This is a genomic window from Bartonella sp. AC535YNZD (assembly GCF_042196625.1).
Classification (GTDB): Bacteria; Pseudomonadota; Alphaproteobacteria; order Rhizobiales; family Rhizobiaceae; genus Bartonella.
This window is the reverse complement of sequence record NZ_JBHIQP010000006.1, coordinates 38,980-56,409: the sequence shown is the minus strand read 5'-3', so window position 1 is coordinate 56,409 and position 17,430 is coordinate 38,980. Positions and strand designations below refer to the sequence as shown.

Annotated in this window: 13 protein-coding genes and 1 pseudogene; 3 read left to right on the top strand and 11 right to left on the bottom strand. The window is 36.6% G+C overall.

What is annotated here, in order from left to right; translation table 11 throughout:
* The 7 genes from ACFIM8_RS05060 to ACFIM8_RS05030 form a co-directional block, all read right to left on the bottom strand.
* A partial coding sequence (locus tag ACFIM8_RS05060; RefSeq protein WP_375614591.1) for a site-specific DNA-methyltransferase occupies positions 1 to 998 on the bottom strand: 998 nt, incomplete at its 3' end.
* A gap of 83 nt (positions 999 to 1,081) precedes the next feature.
* Complete coding sequence (locus ACFIM8_RS05055) at positions 1,082 to 1,483, bottom strand: SUF system Fe-S cluster assembly protein (protein ID WP_273787976.1); 402 nt, start codon at positions 1,481 to 1,483, stop codon at positions 1,082 to 1,084.
* Positions 1,476 to 2,720, bottom strand: a complete 1,245-nt coding sequence (locus ACFIM8_RS05050; protein WP_375606859.1) for a cysteine desulfurase — start codon at positions 2,718 to 2,720, stop codon at positions 1,476 to 1,478. The genes ACFIM8_RS05055 and ACFIM8_RS05050 overlap by 8 nt, the downstream gene beginning before the upstream one ends.
* A gap of 10 nt (positions 2,721 to 2,730) precedes the next feature.
* Entirely contained in the window at positions 2,731 to 3,993 is a 1,263-nt protein-coding gene (gene sufD, locus ACFIM8_RS05045; protein WP_375608371.1) for a Fe-S cluster assembly protein SufD, read from the bottom strand.
* Between the two features lie 11 nt (positions 3,994 to 4,004).
* Positions 4,005 to 4,760, bottom strand: a complete 756-nt coding sequence (gene sufC / locus ACFIM8_RS05040; protein ID WP_375606924.1) for a Fe-S cluster assembly ATPase SufC — start codon at positions 4,758 to 4,760, stop codon at positions 4,005 to 4,007.
* A gap of 159 nt (positions 4,761 to 4,919) precedes the next feature.
* Positions 4,920 to 6,431 carry a Fe-S cluster assembly protein SufB gene (sufB, locus tag ACFIM8_RS05035; protein ID WP_375606857.1) on the bottom strand — a complete coding sequence of 504 codons (1,512 nt, stop codon included), beginning with the start codon at positions 6,429 to 6,431 and terminating at the stop codon, positions 4,920 to 4,922.
* A gap of 139 nt (positions 6,432 to 6,570) precedes the next feature.
* Positions 6,571 to 7,746: a cysteine desulfurase family protein gene (locus ACFIM8_RS05030; protein ID WP_375614590.1), complete on the bottom strand. Its 1,176-nt coding sequence runs from the start codon at positions 7,744 to 7,746 to the stop codon at positions 6,571 to 6,573.
* Between the two features lie 160 nt (positions 7,747 to 7,906).
* On the opposite strand from ACFIM8_RS05030, the gene ACFIM8_RS05025 reads away from it, so the two are divergent.
* The 3 genes from ACFIM8_RS05025 to ACFIM8_RS05015 all read left to right on the top strand — a co-directional run bounded on the left by ACFIM8_RS05025 (position 7,907) and on the right by ACFIM8_RS05015 (position 10,860).
* Positions 7,907 to 8,587, top strand: coding sequence for an alpha/beta hydrolase (locus ACFIM8_RS05025; protein WP_375606855.1), 681 nt, complete (start codon positions 7,907 to 7,909; stop codon positions 8,585 to 8,587).
* 320 nt (positions 8,588 to 8,907) lie between these two features.
* The gene (tyrS, locus tag ACFIM8_RS05020) at positions 8,908 to 10,161 is read left to right on the top strand and encodes a tyrosine--tRNA ligase (RefSeq protein ID WP_375614589.1); all 1,254 of its coding nucleotides are present in this window, start codon (positions 8,908 to 8,910) and stop codon (positions 10,159 to 10,161) included.
* Positions 10,162 to 10,374: 213 nt separating this feature from the next.
* Entirely contained in the window at positions 10,375 to 10,860 is a 486-nt protein-coding gene (locus tag ACFIM8_RS05015) for a peroxiredoxin (RefSeq protein WP_375614588.1), read from the top strand.
* Positions 10,861 to 11,052: 192 nt separating this feature from the next.
* Here ACFIM8_RS05015 and ACFIM8_RS05010 read toward each other — a convergent pair.
* From ACFIM8_RS05010 to ACFIM8_RS04995, 4 genes and pseudogenes are all read right to left on the bottom strand, one after another.
* Positions 11,053 to 11,481, bottom strand: a pseudogene (locus tag ACFIM8_RS05010) (hypothetical protein); the annotation flags it as partial.
* 462 nt (positions 11,482 to 11,943) lie between these two features.
* Positions 11,944 to 13,072, bottom strand: a protein-coding gene (gene prfB / locus ACFIM8_RS05005) for a peptide chain release factor 2 (RefSeq protein WP_375614587.1) whose coding sequence is annotated in 2 segments (ribosomal slippage) — positions 11,944 to 13,002 and positions 13,004 to 13,072 — 1,128 coding nt in all. Because the reading frame shifts where the segments join, the coding sequence is not laid out codon by codon here.
* A gap of 167 nt (positions 13,073 to 13,239) precedes the next feature.
* Positions 13,240 to 15,705 carry a penicillin-binding protein 1A gene (locus ACFIM8_RS05000; RefSeq protein WP_375606851.1) on the bottom strand — a complete coding sequence of 822 codons (2,466 nt, stop codon included), beginning with the start codon at positions 15,703 to 15,705 and terminating at the stop codon, positions 13,240 to 13,242.
* Between the two features lie 170 nt (positions 15,706 to 15,875).
* Positions 15,876 to 17,105, bottom strand: coding sequence for an N-acetylmuramoyl-L-alanine amidase (locus ACFIM8_RS04995; protein WP_375606850.1), 1,230 nt, complete (start codon positions 17,103 to 17,105; stop codon positions 15,876 to 15,878).
* Positions 17,106 to 17,430 lie beyond the last annotated feature (325 nt).

Sequence of the window (17,430 nt, the reverse complement as noted above, 5' to 3'; positions counted from 1 at the left end):
TCCAATACAAGATCACCAGAGTTGGTGGCAAGTTGAATGATGCGTTCCATTAATCGCTCGGGCTTAGGAGTTGTAAAAACATTATAAGAATTAAAGGCTTTGACTTCTTTTTTGGCATCTTGGTTGTGCCCTACTTCCTCATAAAGCCAAATGGTCATTGAAACCATGCCATTCTTTACTTCTGATAAAAAACGCTTCAAAGAAGGAACATTACTTCCTGCGGGGCCAAACCAAATACGATTATCTTGCAATAATTCAGAGAATTTTTTTTCACTCATCGCCCAACTTCTACCATTAGGAGGCATAACTTTGCGTCCAGAAGGTGTGATGATTTCATAAATGTCCTTAGGTGTTACTCTTTTCACGGATAAATCTCCCGATTTCCAAGGACCGCGAGGATCATTATCAGGATTTTTATAGCGCGCATCCATATCGTTTGAACGAGGAAGCAATTGAGGGCGCCAAATCGTTTTATCTTTGGCATAAACCATTATAAAATCATGGTTATCGGAAAGCCACTTTGTATCATTCTGTGGGGCATATTTCTTTTGCCAAATAATATTGTTGATGAAATTTTGGCGACCAAAAATTTCATCCATCATCACTTTTAGATAGGCTTGTTCATCATCATCAATGGAAATCCAAATACTTCCATCTTCCGCCAGTAAACGATGTAACAATTCTAGCCTGTCTCTCATAAGACTGAGCCATAGGGAATGCTCCAAACCATCTTCATAATGTTCAAAGACATTGCCTGTATTATAAGGCGGATCGATATAGATACACTTTACCTTCCCCATATATTCTTGTTCCAGCGCTTTGAGCGCGAACAAATTATCACCAAAAATGAGTTTATTATCAAAAATATCTTGGGTAGATACTTGGTGCGGAGCGTGATAAGATTTTTCAAGATCTTCCAATAAAATACGAGGTTCCAGTTTGGGGCGTTTTTCTTTTCCAATCCAAGTGAGTTCTAATTTTTGTTTATTATAACTCATGCGATCGCCCTTAAATTTAAACGCTTGTGAAAAGTAAACAGCTTATTCATGAATGGCTAGATTAGAGTCTCTTAACAATACTTTTAGTACCATCCGACAGCAATTTGAGCTTCTTCTGACATACAATCAGGTGTCCATGGTGGATCAAAAGTCATAGTGACTTCAACATACGAAACCCCTTCAACTGCACTAACTGCATTTTCTACCCACCCCGGCATTTCACCTGCAACAGGACATCCCGGTGCTGTAAGAGTCATTTCAATTTTTACTGAACGATCATCTTCAATATCAATACGATAAATCAGTCCTAGCTCATAAATATCAGCAGGAATCTCTGGGTCATAAACTGTTTTGAGAGCAGCAATAATATCATTTGTCATACGATCAATTTCGTCTGCTGGAATTGCTGATATGTAAGATTTTTTATTTTCGCTTACAGTTTCAACGGATTCTGTAGAATGACGCTCTTCAATTGATTCAGCCATTAAAAAATGTCCTTGTTTCTTGCAATGCTTCTACTAATTGATCTATATCCTCTTGAGTGTTATACATGGCTAACGATACGCGGCAAATAGATGCTAGACCAAAGCGCTGTAATAAAGGCTGAGCACAATGAGTTCCGGCGCGGATTGCAACTCCTCTTCTATCAATAAACATAGCGATATCATGGGCGTGAATCCCTTCAATTGTAAATGATATAATAGCTCCTTTATTGGGAGAATGACCATAAATACGCAATGACTCAACCATTTTAAGTTTTTCCTGCGCATAAGCTAAAAGGGACCTCTCATGGGCATGAATCGTGCTACAACCTTTCTCTTGTATATAATCAATAGCCGCTGCTAATCCAATAGATTCAACGATAGGAGGAGTGCCTGCTTCAAAACGGTAAGGAGGAGCATTATAAAAAACCTTATCGGTTGTTACCTCCTCGATCATTTCCCCTCCCCCTTGAAAAGGACGCATTTCTTCTAATCTATCTTCTTTACCATACAGAACACCAATACCAGTGGGTCCATAAAGCTTATGACCTGTAAAGACATACCAATCACAATCGAGATCTTGCACATCAACGGTTAAATGTACTGCCCCTTGAGAACCATCAACAAGAACCGGAATAGAATTTTGATGTGCTCGCTTAATAATCTCTTTAACAGGAGGCACAGTTCCTAATATATTGGACATATGCGTTATAGCAACAAGCCGCGTTTTTTCGCTTAAAGACTTTTGGAAATCTTCAATGTGCAGAACACCATTTTCATCGACAGGAACAAAAATAAGTTTAACACCTTTTTGTTCCCGAAGAAAATGCCAAGGAATAATATTTGAATGATGTTCCATAATCGTTAGAACAATCTCATCACCTTCCTTGAGTTTAGGCATAGCCCAACCATAAGCAACAGTATTAATAGCTTCTGTTGCATTTTTCGTAAAAACAATCTCCTCCGCTTTTTGTGCATTTAGAAAAACACGAACGGTTTCACGAGAATTTTCATAGGATTGCGTTGCTGCATTGGCTAAAAAGTACATTCCCCTATGCACATTAGCATAACTATAGTGATAATAATTATTCATTGCACTGAGTACTGATTGTGGTTTTTGGGCAGAAGCAGCACTATCAAGATAGGCTAATCGCTTTCCATAAACTTGATGGTGCAAAAGAGGAAAATCACGCCGAATTTCTTCTACATTATAAGTAAATGTTTGTACGTTATTTTCCATTTTTTCCACCTTAAACATTTTTTTCAAGCCATTTACCAATGATATTCTCCAAAATAATCTGAATATTATCTTGCTTGATGTCATCAATAAGCTCAGAGATAAATCCTTTAATTAAAAGTGCACGAGCCGTTTTAAATGGAATACCGCGCGCCATGAGATAAAAAAGATAATCATGATTAATATTAGCAACTGTTGCACCATGACCGCATGCAACATCATCAGCAAAAATCTCTAATTCAGGCTTTGCATTAAATTCTGCATCATCTGAAAGAATAAGGCTATTACAAGCCATGCGTGCATCTGTTTTTTGCGCTTTTTGAGAAACACGTATTATTCCTTGGAAAACACCAACAGCCTTATCTGTAACCACATTGCGTATAATTTCGGTTGATGTTGATTTTTCTTCCACGTGACGAACAGTCATTGTAAGATCACTATGTGTTTGTCCTGATAATAAATTTATGACGCGTAATTGAAAGTCAGATTCTTCTCCCTGTAATTCAATATCGATTTCTTGGCGATTTAATTGACTCCCTATATTAATGACATAAAGTGATAACTTCGCTCTTTGATCAAGAACAGCACAAAATCGACCAAATTGTGTAGAATTAAAATCACGATTGCGAATGAGAATCCACGTAACATCACTATCAGCAGCAACATTTAATGAAAATATTGAACTGACAAAGGTATCTTTATCATTGCCAACCTGATGTTCAATAAACATAACTTGACTATTTTTATCAACTTTTATATCCGAAAAAATATGAGATTGTCCCCCCATTTGTATATTTTGTAACTCAATGGGGATATTTAACTTTGTATTTTCAGGGATGTGAAAAAGCCAACCATCTGTAACAAAAGCTGTATTTAACTGTCCAATAAAATCTTCATCAGAAATGTTTTGATTTATCTGTACAGAATTATCTTCTAATGCATCTGAAAGGCGTTTTACTGCAATATTGTCTATCTTTGACTCTATCGATGTTTTTCCATTGTTTATGGAGAAAACAGCACTTTCTGAAAGCAATGCATCAACCAATTGATTGTCTTGAACTTTTGAAAAATTGCTAATAGACTTCAGTAAGGTACGCAGATTGGTATAATGCCAACTTTCGATTTTACGGGAAGGAAGCCGTGTCGTTTGAAACTGCTCAATAGTTTTCTTGCGGATTTCCTGTACAGCTTTATCACCAGGTAAGTGGTTTACATACTGATTAAAATTACTGAGTATATTTTCTTCAACCGCTAACAAGTTTTGCTGTGCATTCATATTTAATAACCTCAAACCGCTTCCCTAATAAGATCAGCATACCCATTTTGCTCTAAATAAAGTGCTAAGGATTTATCACCGCTTTTGATAATTTGTCCTTTATAAAGAACATGTACCGTATCAGGAATAATATAATTAAGCAGCCGTTGATAATGGGTAATCACCAAAAATGAACGTTTTGAATCGCGAAGTTTATTAACACCATCTGCAACAATTTTTAGCGCATCAATATCTAAACCAGAATCCGTTTCATCTAAAATGCAAAGTGTAGGCTCAAGAAGTGCCATTTGTAAAATTTCAGCGCGTTTTTTTTCTCCACCTGAAAAACCTACATTTAATGGACGCTTTAGCATATCCATATCTATTTCAAGTTTGGCTGAAACTTCTTTAACACATTTTATAAATTCAGGAATTTTAAGTTCTTCGTCACCTCGCGCTTTGCGTTGAGAATTCATCGCAACTTTTAAAAATTCCATTGTTGCTACCCCTGGTATTTCCATTGGATATTGAAATGCAAGAAAAACACCATATGCAGCACGTTCTGCTGGATCCATTTCTAAAAGTGATTGTCCATTATAGAGAATATCTCCTTCTGTTATTTGATAATCATCACGACCAGCAAGCAAATAAGATAAAGTTGATTTTCCGGCTCCATTTTGTCCCATGATAGCGGCAACTTCTCCGTCTTGAACTGTCAAGTTTAAACCACGAATAATTTCTGTATCGGTTTCAGCAATACGGGCGTGCAAATTTTTGATCTCTAACATCATTTAATCCTGTTTTGGCTGTTTTTCAGATATCAATGCGTATTATTTTACCTTAGCATCCATCTACTTTTGTAATTACCATAGAGGTCATTTTTAGCATTATGTGCTACCGTTACAGCCTTGTTACATAAAGTCTTCTATTTATCTCATTAAATAAAATTATCCAACACTACCTTCAAGGCTAATACCAATAAGCTTTTGCGCTTCGACAGCAAATTCCATGGGAAGTTTTTGAATGACCTCTTTTACAAAACCATTTACAATTAATGCGATAGCTTCTTCTTCAGGAATTCCTCTTTGCATAACATAAAAAAGTTGGTCATCGGAAATTTTTGATGTTGTGGCTTCATGTTCAAACTGAGCTGTTGCATTTTTTGCTTCAATATAAGGAACTGTATGCGCACCACAATCATTCCCGATTAACAAACTATCACATTGCGTAAAGTTACGCGCATTTTGTGCTTTTCTATGCGCTGTAACTTGTCCTCGATACGTGTTATTTGAAAAACCAGCAGAAATGCCTTTGGAAATAATACGACTGGATGTATTTTTTCCTAAATGAATCATTTTTGTACCGGAATCAATTTGTTGATGACCGTTTGCAACAGCAATAGAATAAAATTCTCCACGCGCGTTCTCACCGCGCAGTAAGCAGGATGGATATTTCCAAGTAATCGCAGAACCAGTCTCAACTTGTGTCCATGAAATCTTAGAGTTATCACCTCGACAATCTCCACGCTTCGTCACAAAATTATAAATACCGCCCTTTCCATCTTTATCGCCAGGATACCAGTTTTGTACTGTAGAATATTTAATCTCTGCATTTTCAAGCGCAATAAGCTCAACAACAGCAGCATGAAGTTGGTTTTCATCACGTTGGGGTGCTGTACACCCTTCAAGATAAGAAACATAGGAATCTTCAGCGGCGATAATCAATGTTCGTTCAAATTGGCCAGTGTTGCGTTCATTAATCCTAAAATAAGTTGAAAGCTCCATAGGACAACGAACCCCTTTGGGAATATAAACAAATGAACCATCTGTAAAGACAGCTGCATTTAAAGCCGCATAATAATTATCACTTATAGGTACAACTGTTCCTAAATATTCTTTAATAAGCTCAGAATGTTCAATAATCGCCTCTGAAATAGAACAAAAAATCACACCAGCACGTGCCAGCTCTTTTTTGAATGTTGTTACAACAGAAACAGAATCAAAGACTGCATCAACAGCCACCTGCCCCGATACAGACATACTGTCATCAAAAGTGGAGGGATCAGACTGTTTTCTTACTCCTGCCAAAATCTCTTGTTCTTTAAGAGGAATGCCAAGTTTTTCGTACGTTGCTAATAACTCAGGATCCACTTCATCCAAAGATTTTGGTCCTGTATGATTTTTTGGAGCAGCATAATAATAAAGCTCCTGAAAATCAATTTTAGGATATTCAAGACGCGCCCAATGAGGCTCTTGCATTGTCAGCCAACGGCGGTAAGCTTTTAAGCGCCATGTTAGCATCCATTCAGGCTCATTTTTTTTAACGGAAATAAATTTGATAATATCCTCATTTAAGCCTTTTGGAGCTTTATCGGTTTCAATATTGGTTTCAAAACCATATTTATATTGGTCAACATCTATTTCACGTACTTGGCGTATCGTTTCTTGTACTGCCGGCATAAATTTTCTCCATTTTTTGGCGTCAAAAACCGGTAACTAAAGTCTTGTTTTTTACAAGATTAAAGTAAGCAAGTTATCTCCTAGGCTATAGGTAAAGTGCAAAAATTTCAATCAAACTTATTTTATTTTTAAAATAATTCTAATTTTTATAACTTTCTGATGATAAATCTTCTCCTTTTTTCCTGCTTATAATTTGAGAAAAAAACGACAGAAAATCATCAATATCTTCAGAAGTTGTACCACGCCCTAGCGAAATGCGAATGGCACCATTTGGAACATGATACCCCATTGCCTCCAACACTTTGCTTTGTTTTACTTTTCCCGAAGAACAGGCAGAACCAGCTGATACAGAAAACCCTTCTAAATCAAAAGCAATTTGCATCGTTTCAGCTTTTATATTTTTCACGGTAAAGTAAGTTGTATTTGGCAAACGTTGAACTCTTTTACCAAAAATTTCAACATTTTTACTTATTTTTTGTAGTCCATCTTCTAATTTATTGCGTAAATATATTAATTGTTTTCTTTCTTCTTGCGTGAAACAATCAGCCATTGCTGCTCCAAAAGCAGCTATAAGAGGCAATGCTTCTGTTCCTCCCCGTAAACCTTTTTCCTGTCCTCCCCCGACAATAAGAGGATGTGGAGTGAGAAGATTACCACATGAAACAAAAGCACCTATCCCTTTAGGACCGCCAATTTTATGGGCAGACAGTATAAAAAAGTCTCCTCCTAGCTGATGAATATCAACAAAATTTTTATCTACATATTGTGTCAAATCAACAACAAGAGTGCCTCCTAAATCGCGAACAACAGCAGCTATTTCTTTTAATGGTTGAACAACACCAGTTTCACTATTTGCAGCTTGAATAGCAACAAGAGGTAAACCTTTTGTTTTATCGTGAGCCGCTAAGAGTGATGTTAATTTATCTTGTTGAATGAGCCCATCTTGATCAACAGCAATGACGCTTATCAACTCTTTAGAAAAACGCCCTCCCTCTGCAACAGAGGGATGTTCAGTCGCTCCAAGGTAAAGATGAGAAAATTTAACTTTTGCTTTCCCAATATTGTAAAAGGGTGTTAACAAAGTCATTGCAGCTTCACTCGCACCAGAGGTAAATATCACGTGATCTGGATCTGTTTTAAGATTTTCAGCGATTTGCCGACGGGCCTTTTGCAACAAAGTTTTAGCCGCACGCCCTTCCTTATGAACCGATGATGGATTACCAAATATCTCTAAAGATTCTAGTAGCGCCATCCGTGCCACTTTTTTGAGTGGTGTTGTTGCGTTATGATCAAAATATCGGCGTTTTATAACCATTTTACATCGCAATCATTAATCTTATGAATTGATTAAAAAAATAGCGCAATTTTCTTGAAAAGTGCACTAAAAAAAGAATATCTAATAATTATTTAAGAGATTCTATGGTAAAAGTCGACCAGGGTCAAAAAGAGCCTTTTATTGCATTAAGGAGCATTTTATGCCAGAAATTATTTTTAACGGTCCTGCGGGTCGGCTCGAAGGGCGTTATCAACCTTCACAACAAAAAAATGCACCCATTGCGATCATTTTGCATCCTCATCCCCAATTTGGTGGAACTATGAATCATAAAATTGTCTATGACCTCTTTTATATGTTCCAACAACGTGGCTTTACAACTTTACGTTTTAACTTTCGTGGTATTGGTCGTAGTCAGGGTGAATTTGATTATGGAATAGGAGAACTTTCAGATGCTGCTGCTGCTCTGGATTGGGTGCAAACACAACATCCAGACTCTAAAAATTGTTGGGTAGCAGGATACTCATTTGGAGCATGGATTGGTATGCAGCTTTTAATGCGCCGACCGGAAATTGAGGGATTTATCTCAGTTGCTCCTCAGCCTAATGTTTATGACTTTTCATTTCTTGCACCTTGTCCATCTTCTGGACTTATCATTCATGGCGGTATCGATAAAGTTGCCCCTCCAAAAGATGTTCAAATACTTGTCGATAAATTAAAAACACAAAAAGGTATCATCATCACACAAGAAATATTGGAAGAGGCTAATCACTTTTTCAGTGGATGTCATGAAGAACTTATTGAGCGATGTGCCCACTATTTGGATAACCATATCTCCAATGAACTTCTCGCTCCTCCTTCTGAAGTACTTTCACTAACTTAGGAAAATACGATAGATTTATAAAAAATTAGCAAAAATCGTCCCTGATCATAACAAAGTATTTTTTCAGTCTATATTAAAACTTTTCTAAATTTTATTTCAGGATAGAAATGAGAGTAACAGAATACCTTTTTTCTATTACTAAGAAGGCTCTTTTTTAGCGTAAAAAAGAAATAATACCTGTGTTATTATCTTTATACTACCAATATGTCTCTTTCTCTTGTGAGGTGTGCGTCAGTTATGATAGATAACACATTAATAACTTATTATATAATCGCCTGTTATATACAATAAATGCACTCTTAAATTAGGAAATTAAATCTGTGTTTGCCTTTAAATCTGATTTTTTACATATTATGAGCGAACGTGGTTTTATCCACCAAATTTCAGATGAAAAAGGCTTAGATGATCTTTTTTCAAAAGAAACTGTAAGCGCTTATACTGGATTTGATCCAACAGCATCGAGTTTACATGCTGGAAGTCTTCTTCAGATTATGATGCTTTATTGGTTACAAAAAACGGGTCATCGCCCCATTGCTTTAATGGGTGGAGGGACCGGATTGATTGGTGATCCTTCCTTCAAAGACGAAGCGCGACGCCTTCTGACACAAGATGATATTGCTGCAAATATTGATGGTATTAAAAAGGTATTTGCTAACTATTTGACATTCGGTGACCGAGAAACCGATGCTTGTATTGTGAATAATGCTGAATGGTTATGCAATTTAAACTACTTAGAATTTTTGCGTGATGTAGGAAAGCATTTTTCTGTCAACCGTATGTTGTCATTTGATTCTGTCAGACTCAGACTTGAGCGTGAGCACTCTTTGTCATTCTTAGAGTTTAATTATATGATTCTGCAAGCTTATGACTTTGTTGAACTTTATAAACGTTATGGGTTGCGTATGCAAATGGGGGGCTCTGATCAGTGGGGCAATATTATTAACGGAATCGAATTAGGGCATCGTTTAGGAACACCGCAATTATATGCGTTAACATCACCATTGCTGACAACCTCTTCCGGTGCCAAAATGGGTAAATCATTGAATGGGGCTGTATGGCTGAATGCGGATAAGCTTTCACCTTATCAATTTTGGCAATACTGGCGCAATACAGAAGATGCTGATGTAACACGATTTCTAAAACTCTATACTCCATTACCGATGGATGAGATTCTTAAACTTTCTCTATTACAAGGAACTGAAATTAACGAAGCAAAAAAAATTCTTGCAACAGAAATTACAGCAATGTTGCATGGACGTGTTCTTGCTGATGAAGCTGCAGAAACGGCTCGCAAAACGTTTGAAGAAAAAACTCTGGGAGAAAATCTTCCAACTGTTGAAATTAATTCCTCAAAATTAAAAAAAGGTGTTGGATTGCTCACTCTTTTAGTACAAGCAGGACTTGCTAAATCTAATAGTGAGGCACGCCGACACGTTCAAGGTGGGGGCGTACGTGTAAATGATCAAATTATTGAGGATGAAACACACCTTATTATTGAAAAAGATGTGACAGCAGAAGGAATCATTAAACTTTCTTTCGGAAAGAAAAAACATATTTTGATCAAACCGCTATAATCTATTGATTTCTCATTCATTCTATATTTATATCCATGATATTGATCTTTCTTACGCTTTCTTCCCTCATTTTTTAATTTAATTCTTATGACAGAATAATTTTATATGATGGCGAAAAAGTCTTTAAAATAATTCTATTTTAGAGAGTTGAAACTTTATTCCTTCTCTGTATGCTAGTGATTGATCTTTGCGCTTAAAAAGAAAGATAAAAAAATGATAAACTCAATGAAAGGTACTCTTGCTCCTGATTTTAATTTACCACGCGATGGAGGAGAGACGGTATGTCTTTCTGACTTTAAAGAAAAACCTGTTGTTTTATATTTTTATCCCAAAGATGATACCAGTGGATGCACAAGCGAAGCGCTTGATTTTACAAAATTAAAGACGAAATTTGATGAAATTGGTGTTGTTGTTATTGGAATCTCTCCAGATAATGTAAAAAAACATGATAAATTTAAAGTAAAACATGAACTTGATGTCATCTTGGTTTCTGATGAAGAAAAAAGGACCCTTGAAGCTTATGGTGTTTGGGTGGAGAAAAGTATGTATGGACGCAAATATATGGGTGTTGAACGGAGCACTTTTTTAATTGATGCACATGGAATAATAACAGAAGAATGGCGCAAAGTAAGTGTATCTGGACATGCTGAGAATGTTTTAGCTGCTGCAACACTTTTACATAGTAATGGTGACTTGTAAAGAGAATGCTTGATTTATCTTAAAAAGCAAAAGTTTTCCTTCCCAATTGATATTAATTTTTCCAATGGTTTCAATTTTTATAATATATTGCTTTATAAGAACAACTGATTATTCTACATTTAAATTATCCTCCTGAATATCGTAAATTCTTCTTATTTTGAATGAATCAAAATCAATTACTTGCATCCGTCATAGTGTAGCAGCATGTTTGAGACAACGATTGAAACGAAATGAGAGCTTTGTAAGCAGCGCCAGCTTTTGTATGCCAAATAAGAGCAAGATATTGTGTATCTCTGTTTGTGTAATCTCTGAAACAGAAATACAGCCTAATTGTGGGAGAATTAAAGCCGTAAAGATAAAAACCATTTGCCACCTTTGCCATCATTCTTTAGTTCGGTTTTACAACTTTCAAAAGTCTCTAGAGCAATATCTTTTAAATAATGGAGATTGCTTATTATCTCACGCTTTTGTTTATTGCGTTCTTTAATAGGATCACGCCCCTCACGTAAAACAGAAGCGCCATTAGGGTGCACATTCACAAGCTTGTTTTAAAGAGACATCTGCCTCCAAAATCCATTTCACGACGACACCTCGTGAATGGTATAATGATAAATCTCCCATGAAATAATAAAAAATCCATTGAGCACCCCCATCTTTACGCTTGTGAAGAAACAAGCCGGCACCATCACACACTTTTCCAGCTCGTGGATGATTGAGACCGCTCCTAGTACTTAAGACAGTTCATAAGAGCCATTTTGAGTCCTTTTTTCTATAATTTTTATCCACACACTCATCCCGTTTGTTATGTGCAAGTAGTGATTTTGCTTGATTCAACATAAACAAGTTTGAAATGAAAGAATCTTACGATATGCGGGATTCTCATTCAATAGGCAAAACAGTGAATTATCATTATAAATCAATTCGTTTATATAGCAGGATTGGCGTGTGAGAAAAAACTTGAAGAAAGGAAAAAAGAGAATATCTCTTTGAACCTCTCAAGTATCAAGAGCTACCGTAAATCACAACCTCAGTAAAATGAACAACTTAAGAAACAAATTTGCATCCTTGAAGGATGATATATAATTAATTAATATCTTCAATTTTTTTATCTTGTCCATAAATGCGTCGAGCAAGCGCTGCTTCTATAAATACATCTAAGTTACCATTAAGTACAGATTGTGGATCAGTATTTTCAATTCCTGTACGCAAATCTTTGACAAGCTGATAGGGTTGAAGAACATAAGATCTAATTTGATGTCCCCATCCGATTTCTGTTTTAGAAGATTCAGCAGCATTGGTTTCTTCTTCTCTTTTTTTAAGCTCTTCTTCATAAAGCCGTGCACGCAACATCGACCAAGCCGTAGCGCGATTTTTATGTTGAGAACGCTCTGTTTGACATTGAACAACAATACCCGTTTTTATATGTGTGATGCGAACGGCAGAATCTGTCGTATTAACATGTTGCCCTCCTGCTCCTGATGCACGATATGTATCAATCCGCACATCTGCCTCTGAAACATCAACCTCAATATTATCATCAATAACCGGATAAACCCAAATGCTTGCAAAAGAGGTATGGCGCTTTGCATTCGAATCAAACGGGGAAATCCGCACTAAGCGATGAACGCCTGATTCTGTTTTTAACATTCCATAAGCATTATGCCCTTTTACAAGAATAGTCGCTGACTTTATTCCTGCTTCTTCTCCATCATGAATTTCTAAAACTTCAACCTTCATTGCATGCTGTTCAGCCCAGCGCATATACATGCGTAAGAGCATAGAAGCCCAATCTTGGCTCTCAGTTCCCCCTGCCCCAGCATGAACTTCTAAATAGGTATCATTTGGATCCGCCTCTCCTGAAAGAAGCACATCAATTTGCTTTTTATCTATCTCACTTTTAAGATTACGTATTGAATTTTCTGCTTCAGCGATAATTTCAACATCACTTTCTTCTTCGCCCATCGCGATAAGCTCAATGCATTCTTCAAGAGTTTTTGTAAATGATAAAAGGCCATTAATTGAATCATCAAGACGTTGACGCTCACGCATCATATCCTGTGCTCGTTGCGCATCATCCCATAAGGATGGATCTTCCGCTTTTTGATTAAGATATTCGAGACGTTTTAGTGATTGATCCCAGTCAAAGATGCCCCCTTAGCAATTGAATTGCTTTCTGGATTTCATCAACTAATGTTTCTATTTCTGCTCGCATAATTTAACACCGTATTTTTTAATACTCTTTCTGGTTATGTCTCTTAGCATTTTATACAAATTTAAAAGCAGCTATCAGAAAATGGTAGGGTTTTATCATTCTATTTACGGAACCGACATTGTAAAAAATAGATAAAAACCATAACTCATGGCAAAAAAATTTATCGATTAATACAGCCCACCCGTCCCACTTTCAAGAGCTTTATTGACTTGTGGAGAAGTGGTTACTGCAGGAACACCTTCTTGAAAAGAATTCGTACTCCCAATGACTTGATAGATATCAGCAGGACCAGTCCCTGGTTTAAATGCTTCTATAATGACATCTTGATCTCCTCTTTCGGCAAGCATTCCTGTTTTTCGATTAATTGGCATTAAAATCATACCCTTTGGCATCTTAAAGGGAACATCTGGCTTCCCTTTAAGAGCATCTACCATAAAATCACCAAAAATAGGTGCAGCTAATGAACTTCCTGTTCCATTATATCCTAACGGAGCTGGTTGATCATAACCGACAAAAATACCAACGACAATGTCAGGAGTAAATCCCATAAACCAGACATCCTTAGAGTCATTGGTTGTTCCTGTTTTAGCGGCAATATGTCGATTAAGATAACGTAAACGTGCCGCAGTACCACGCTGAACAACCCCTTCCATCATCGATGTAATTTGATAAGCCGTCATAGGGTCAAGAACTTGATCTCGCTCATCAATCAATGTGGGCTCACTTTGATTATTCCATGAATTCGTATTACAATTTTCGCAAATACGATCATCATGACGATAAATTGTCTTCCCATAACGATCTTGAATTCTGTCTATCAGAGAAGGTTTAATAGAGCGTCCGCCATTGGCAATAACGGAATAAGCTGTAACCATCCGTAATACTGTTGTTTCACCAGCCCCTAAAGCCATGGGAAGATAAGGCTGCAATTTATCTACCACCCCAAAACGTTCTGCATATTCAGCGACAAGAGGCATTCCCATATCATTGGCAAGCCGTATTGTCATAAGATTACGAGAATGCTCAATACCGTAACGCAACGTTGAAGGTCCTGCAAAGGTACCACCATAATTTTTGGGTTGCCAAACTTCACCATTATATTGACGAACTTCTATGGGGCCATCTAAAACAACGGATGCTGGTGTATATCCGTTATCAAGAGCTGCTGCATAAACAAAAGGCTTAAAAGCAGACCCCGGTTGGCGGTAAGCTTGGGTTGCACGATTGAATTCAGATTCGGCAAAAGAAAATCCTCCCACCATAGCAAGAACACGCCCTGTATGAGGTTCCATAGCAACAATTGCACCTTCAACCTTTGGAATTTGTTGTAAACGATAAGTGTTGTTTGTATTGGATAGTTTTTCAACAAAAATGACATCCCCAACTTGCAGAACATGAGATAAGTTCTGAACAGTTTTTCGATAACCATTTTCTTTTACAACATGGAGAGCCCATTTTGAATCAGCTTCAGATAAAACAGCAATTTCCCGTTTTTGGGATAATATACCTGAAGCTTCGTGCTGTGGCTGTAAACCAATCTCTACTTTGTTGGGATTAGTAGAAAGAACAACAGCTAAACGCCATTCAGGAACATCACTTAGCCCTGTGATATTTGCAAGTTCTGTCCCCCAATCACCTTTCTCATCAATATGCGCATAAGCTCCACGCCATCCTTGCGCATGATCAAATCTAATTAATCCATTGTGCAAAGCACGTCGTGCAATAAGTTGTAAATGCGGATCAAGCGTTGTACGAATGGAAAGCCCACCTTCATAAAGTGTTTTAGCCCCATAGCGATGTATTAAACGACGCCGCACTTCTTCAGTAAAATAATCAGCCGCAAAAACATAGCTATCACTCCCACGTATTGTCGCTCCTAAAGGTTTAGCTTTCGCTTTTTCACCTTGTTCACGCGTTACATATCCATTTGCAATCATACGGTCTATAACCCAATTACGCCGTTCAATAGCACGTTGTGTATTCTTAAATGGATCATAATTTGCTGGTCCTTTTGGAAGAGCAGCCAAATAAGCACATTGTTCTAACGTCAGATCATTAACGGATTTATTAAAATAAGTCAAAGAAGCCGCTGCTATACCATAAGTGCCACGACCCAGATAAATTTCATTGAGGTAAAGCTCGAGAATATGATCTTTTGAATAAGTTTTCTCAATACGCATTGCTAAAATAGCTTCCTTAAATTTACGTTCTAACGTTGTTTCTGAACTTAAAAGGAAGTTTTTAGCGACTTGTTGCGTTATAGTTGATGCACCCTCTGGACGTCTTCCAGAACCAATATTACGAATATTATTGATCAAAGCGCGAGAAAGCCCTTCGGGATCTAAACCAAAATGATGATAAAAATTCTTGTCTTCAGCCGAAACAAAAGCATCTATAACAAGCTTTGGTATTGATTGAATCGGCAAATAAAGACGGTGTTTTGTTGCAAACTCTGCCATAAGACGACCATCAGAAGCATGGACGCGGGTCATTACTGGCGGCTCATAAAGTGAAAGAACTTCATAATCAGGAAGCGCATTTGCTTGACCACTGGTCATAACACCCCACATTATTGCACCACAAAGTCCAATAGCAACAAAAAAACGAAGAAGATATCTTAAAAAAATCATCATAAAAACGGCTATCGCTTTCTTAAGAATTAATCAAAGAAAAAATACGTTATACTTCAAACACACCAAGTGGATAACACCACAAGATTGAGATCAAGAGAAATTGTTTTCTATCTTTTATTTATACTAGGGTACACTAGAAGCCCCTATTGATACTCTATTTTCTCACAAATTTAAAGAGGCTGTATCATTTTCTGCCTATAATCAGCAAATTGACGAATAGAATGAGCAATAGAGGCTGCCATTTGTTTTCTCCAATGAGGATCATTTAATAACTTTTCGTCCTCTTTATTGGATAAATAACCTATCTCTATCAAGACTGAGGGTATATCTGAAGCTCTTAAAACTTGAAAATTAGCGTACCGATGTGGGTTATTAATCAAGTTAATATGATTCTTTGATAAACTTGAAATAACACTATTTGCAAAATTAACCGAAAATGTATGTGTTTCACGTCGTGTAAGATCCATCAAAATATCTGTAACTTCGAGCGTTTCATCTGCAGGCAAACCATCAAGCAAATCAACTTTATTTTCATTTTCAGCTAAAGATTTTGCAATGGCATCAGAGGCTTTGTCTGATATGGTATACACTGTGGCACCGCGAAGAGAATGTAGATCAATCGTATCCGCGTGAATAGATATAAAAAGATCAGCATCAAACTCTTGCGCTTTTTTAACTCTTTCACTTAGTCTTAAAAAAATATTGGAATCTCGTGTTAAAGCAACGGTAATATGAGAATCCTTTTGTAATTCGTCTCGCAATGCACGCGCAAAGTCTAAAGTCACATCTTTTTCTAAAATTCCAGTAACACCCCGTGCACCACCATCAATACCACCATGACCAGGATCAAGAACAACACGGAAATTATATGCTGGCATTAACTGTGTTTTTGTATCAAAATTGCTTCTTTGCTGTTTTTTTAATATCTCATCAAATTTTTCTTGTGTACTTTTACGAATATCAATCAGCAACTGCCATAAACCATTATTTAATTTTTTTACGACATTTTTTTCAACCACAAAAGCCGTTTTACTTGTCAAAATAATGCGTGAAGTCTGTATGTCAGAGAAAGCATAACGCACATCTGAAAGCATAACGGATAATGTATTCCGTTTCTTTAAAGGCGTATTTTGCATCGAAAAGTCAATTGTAGGTAAATTGATAACCAAACGTGCGGGCCTGTCCAAAATCTGTAAACGAACATTTGGTTTTGAATTAAAAACCGCAATAATACGCGTATGAACACTATCACCAATGGTTCGAAAATTAATAAGTCTCAGAGGATCTGCGGCTTGAACACTAGTTTGGAGTAGCAAAAAAGATAATAAAAAGTATGTGACGAGCACAATAACATCCCCATAAGCTGTTTTCAGCTTTTTGGTAAAAAAAACTTTTATCATAAGCAAAATACTCTACATTACCTTTGTAATAATTTATCTTGGTTACATAAAACGATACACCAATTTATCTCTATTTTTCAATAAAAGCTAAATAAACACCTCAAAATGGAATTAAGGTCATAAAGATATTATAATTATACATGATTTACATTGTTACTTGCCAAATTTACATTGTTACTTGCCAAACGCATGATATCAACATAAAAGAATATTTATGCTTCCTAGCTGATAATAGTCATCTAAATTATCTACAACTCATATTAAGTTGTCTTTAGGGGTTTTTTGTCTATTATGCGTTGAGACTTTTTTATGGATGAAAAATTTC

Coding starts and splice junctions, on each gene's coding strand:
- ACFIM8_RS05055 (WP_273787976.1), bottom strand. CDS start 1,483: ATGGCTGAATCAATTGAAGAGCGTCATTCTACAGAATCCGTTGAAACT.
- ACFIM8_RS05050 (WP_375606859.1), bottom strand. CDS start 2,720: ATGGAAAATAACGTACAAACATTTACTTATAATGTAGAAGAAATTCGG.
- sufD (WP_375608371.1), bottom strand. CDS start 3,993: ATGAATGCACAGCAAAACTTGTTAGCGGTTGAAGAAAATATACTCAGT.
- sufC (WP_375606924.1), bottom strand. CDS start 4,760: ATGTTAGAGATCAAAAATTTGCACGCCCGTATTGCTGAAACCGATACA.
- sufB (WP_375606857.1), bottom strand. CDS start 6,431: ATGCCGGCAGTACAAGAAACGATACGCCAAGTACGTGAAATAGATGTT.
- ACFIM8_RS05030 (WP_375614590.1), bottom strand. CDS start 7,746: ATGGTTATAAAACGCCGATATTTTGATCATAACGCAACAACACCACTC.
- ACFIM8_RS05025 (WP_375606855.1), top strand. CDS start 7,907: ATGCCAGAAATTATTTTTAACGGTCCTGCGGGTCGGCTCGAAGGGCGT.
- ACFIM8_RS05015 (WP_375614588.1), top strand. CDS start 10,375: ATGATAAACTCAATGAAAGGTACTCTTGCTCCTGATTTTAATTTACCA.
- ACFIM8_RS05000 (WP_375606851.1), bottom strand. CDS start 15,705: ATGATGATTTTTTTAAGATATCTTCTTCGTTTTTTTGTTGCTATTGGA.
- ACFIM8_RS04995 (WP_375606850.1), bottom strand. CDS start 17,105: ATGATAAAAGTTTTTTTTACCAAAAAGCTGAAAACAGCTTATGGGGAT.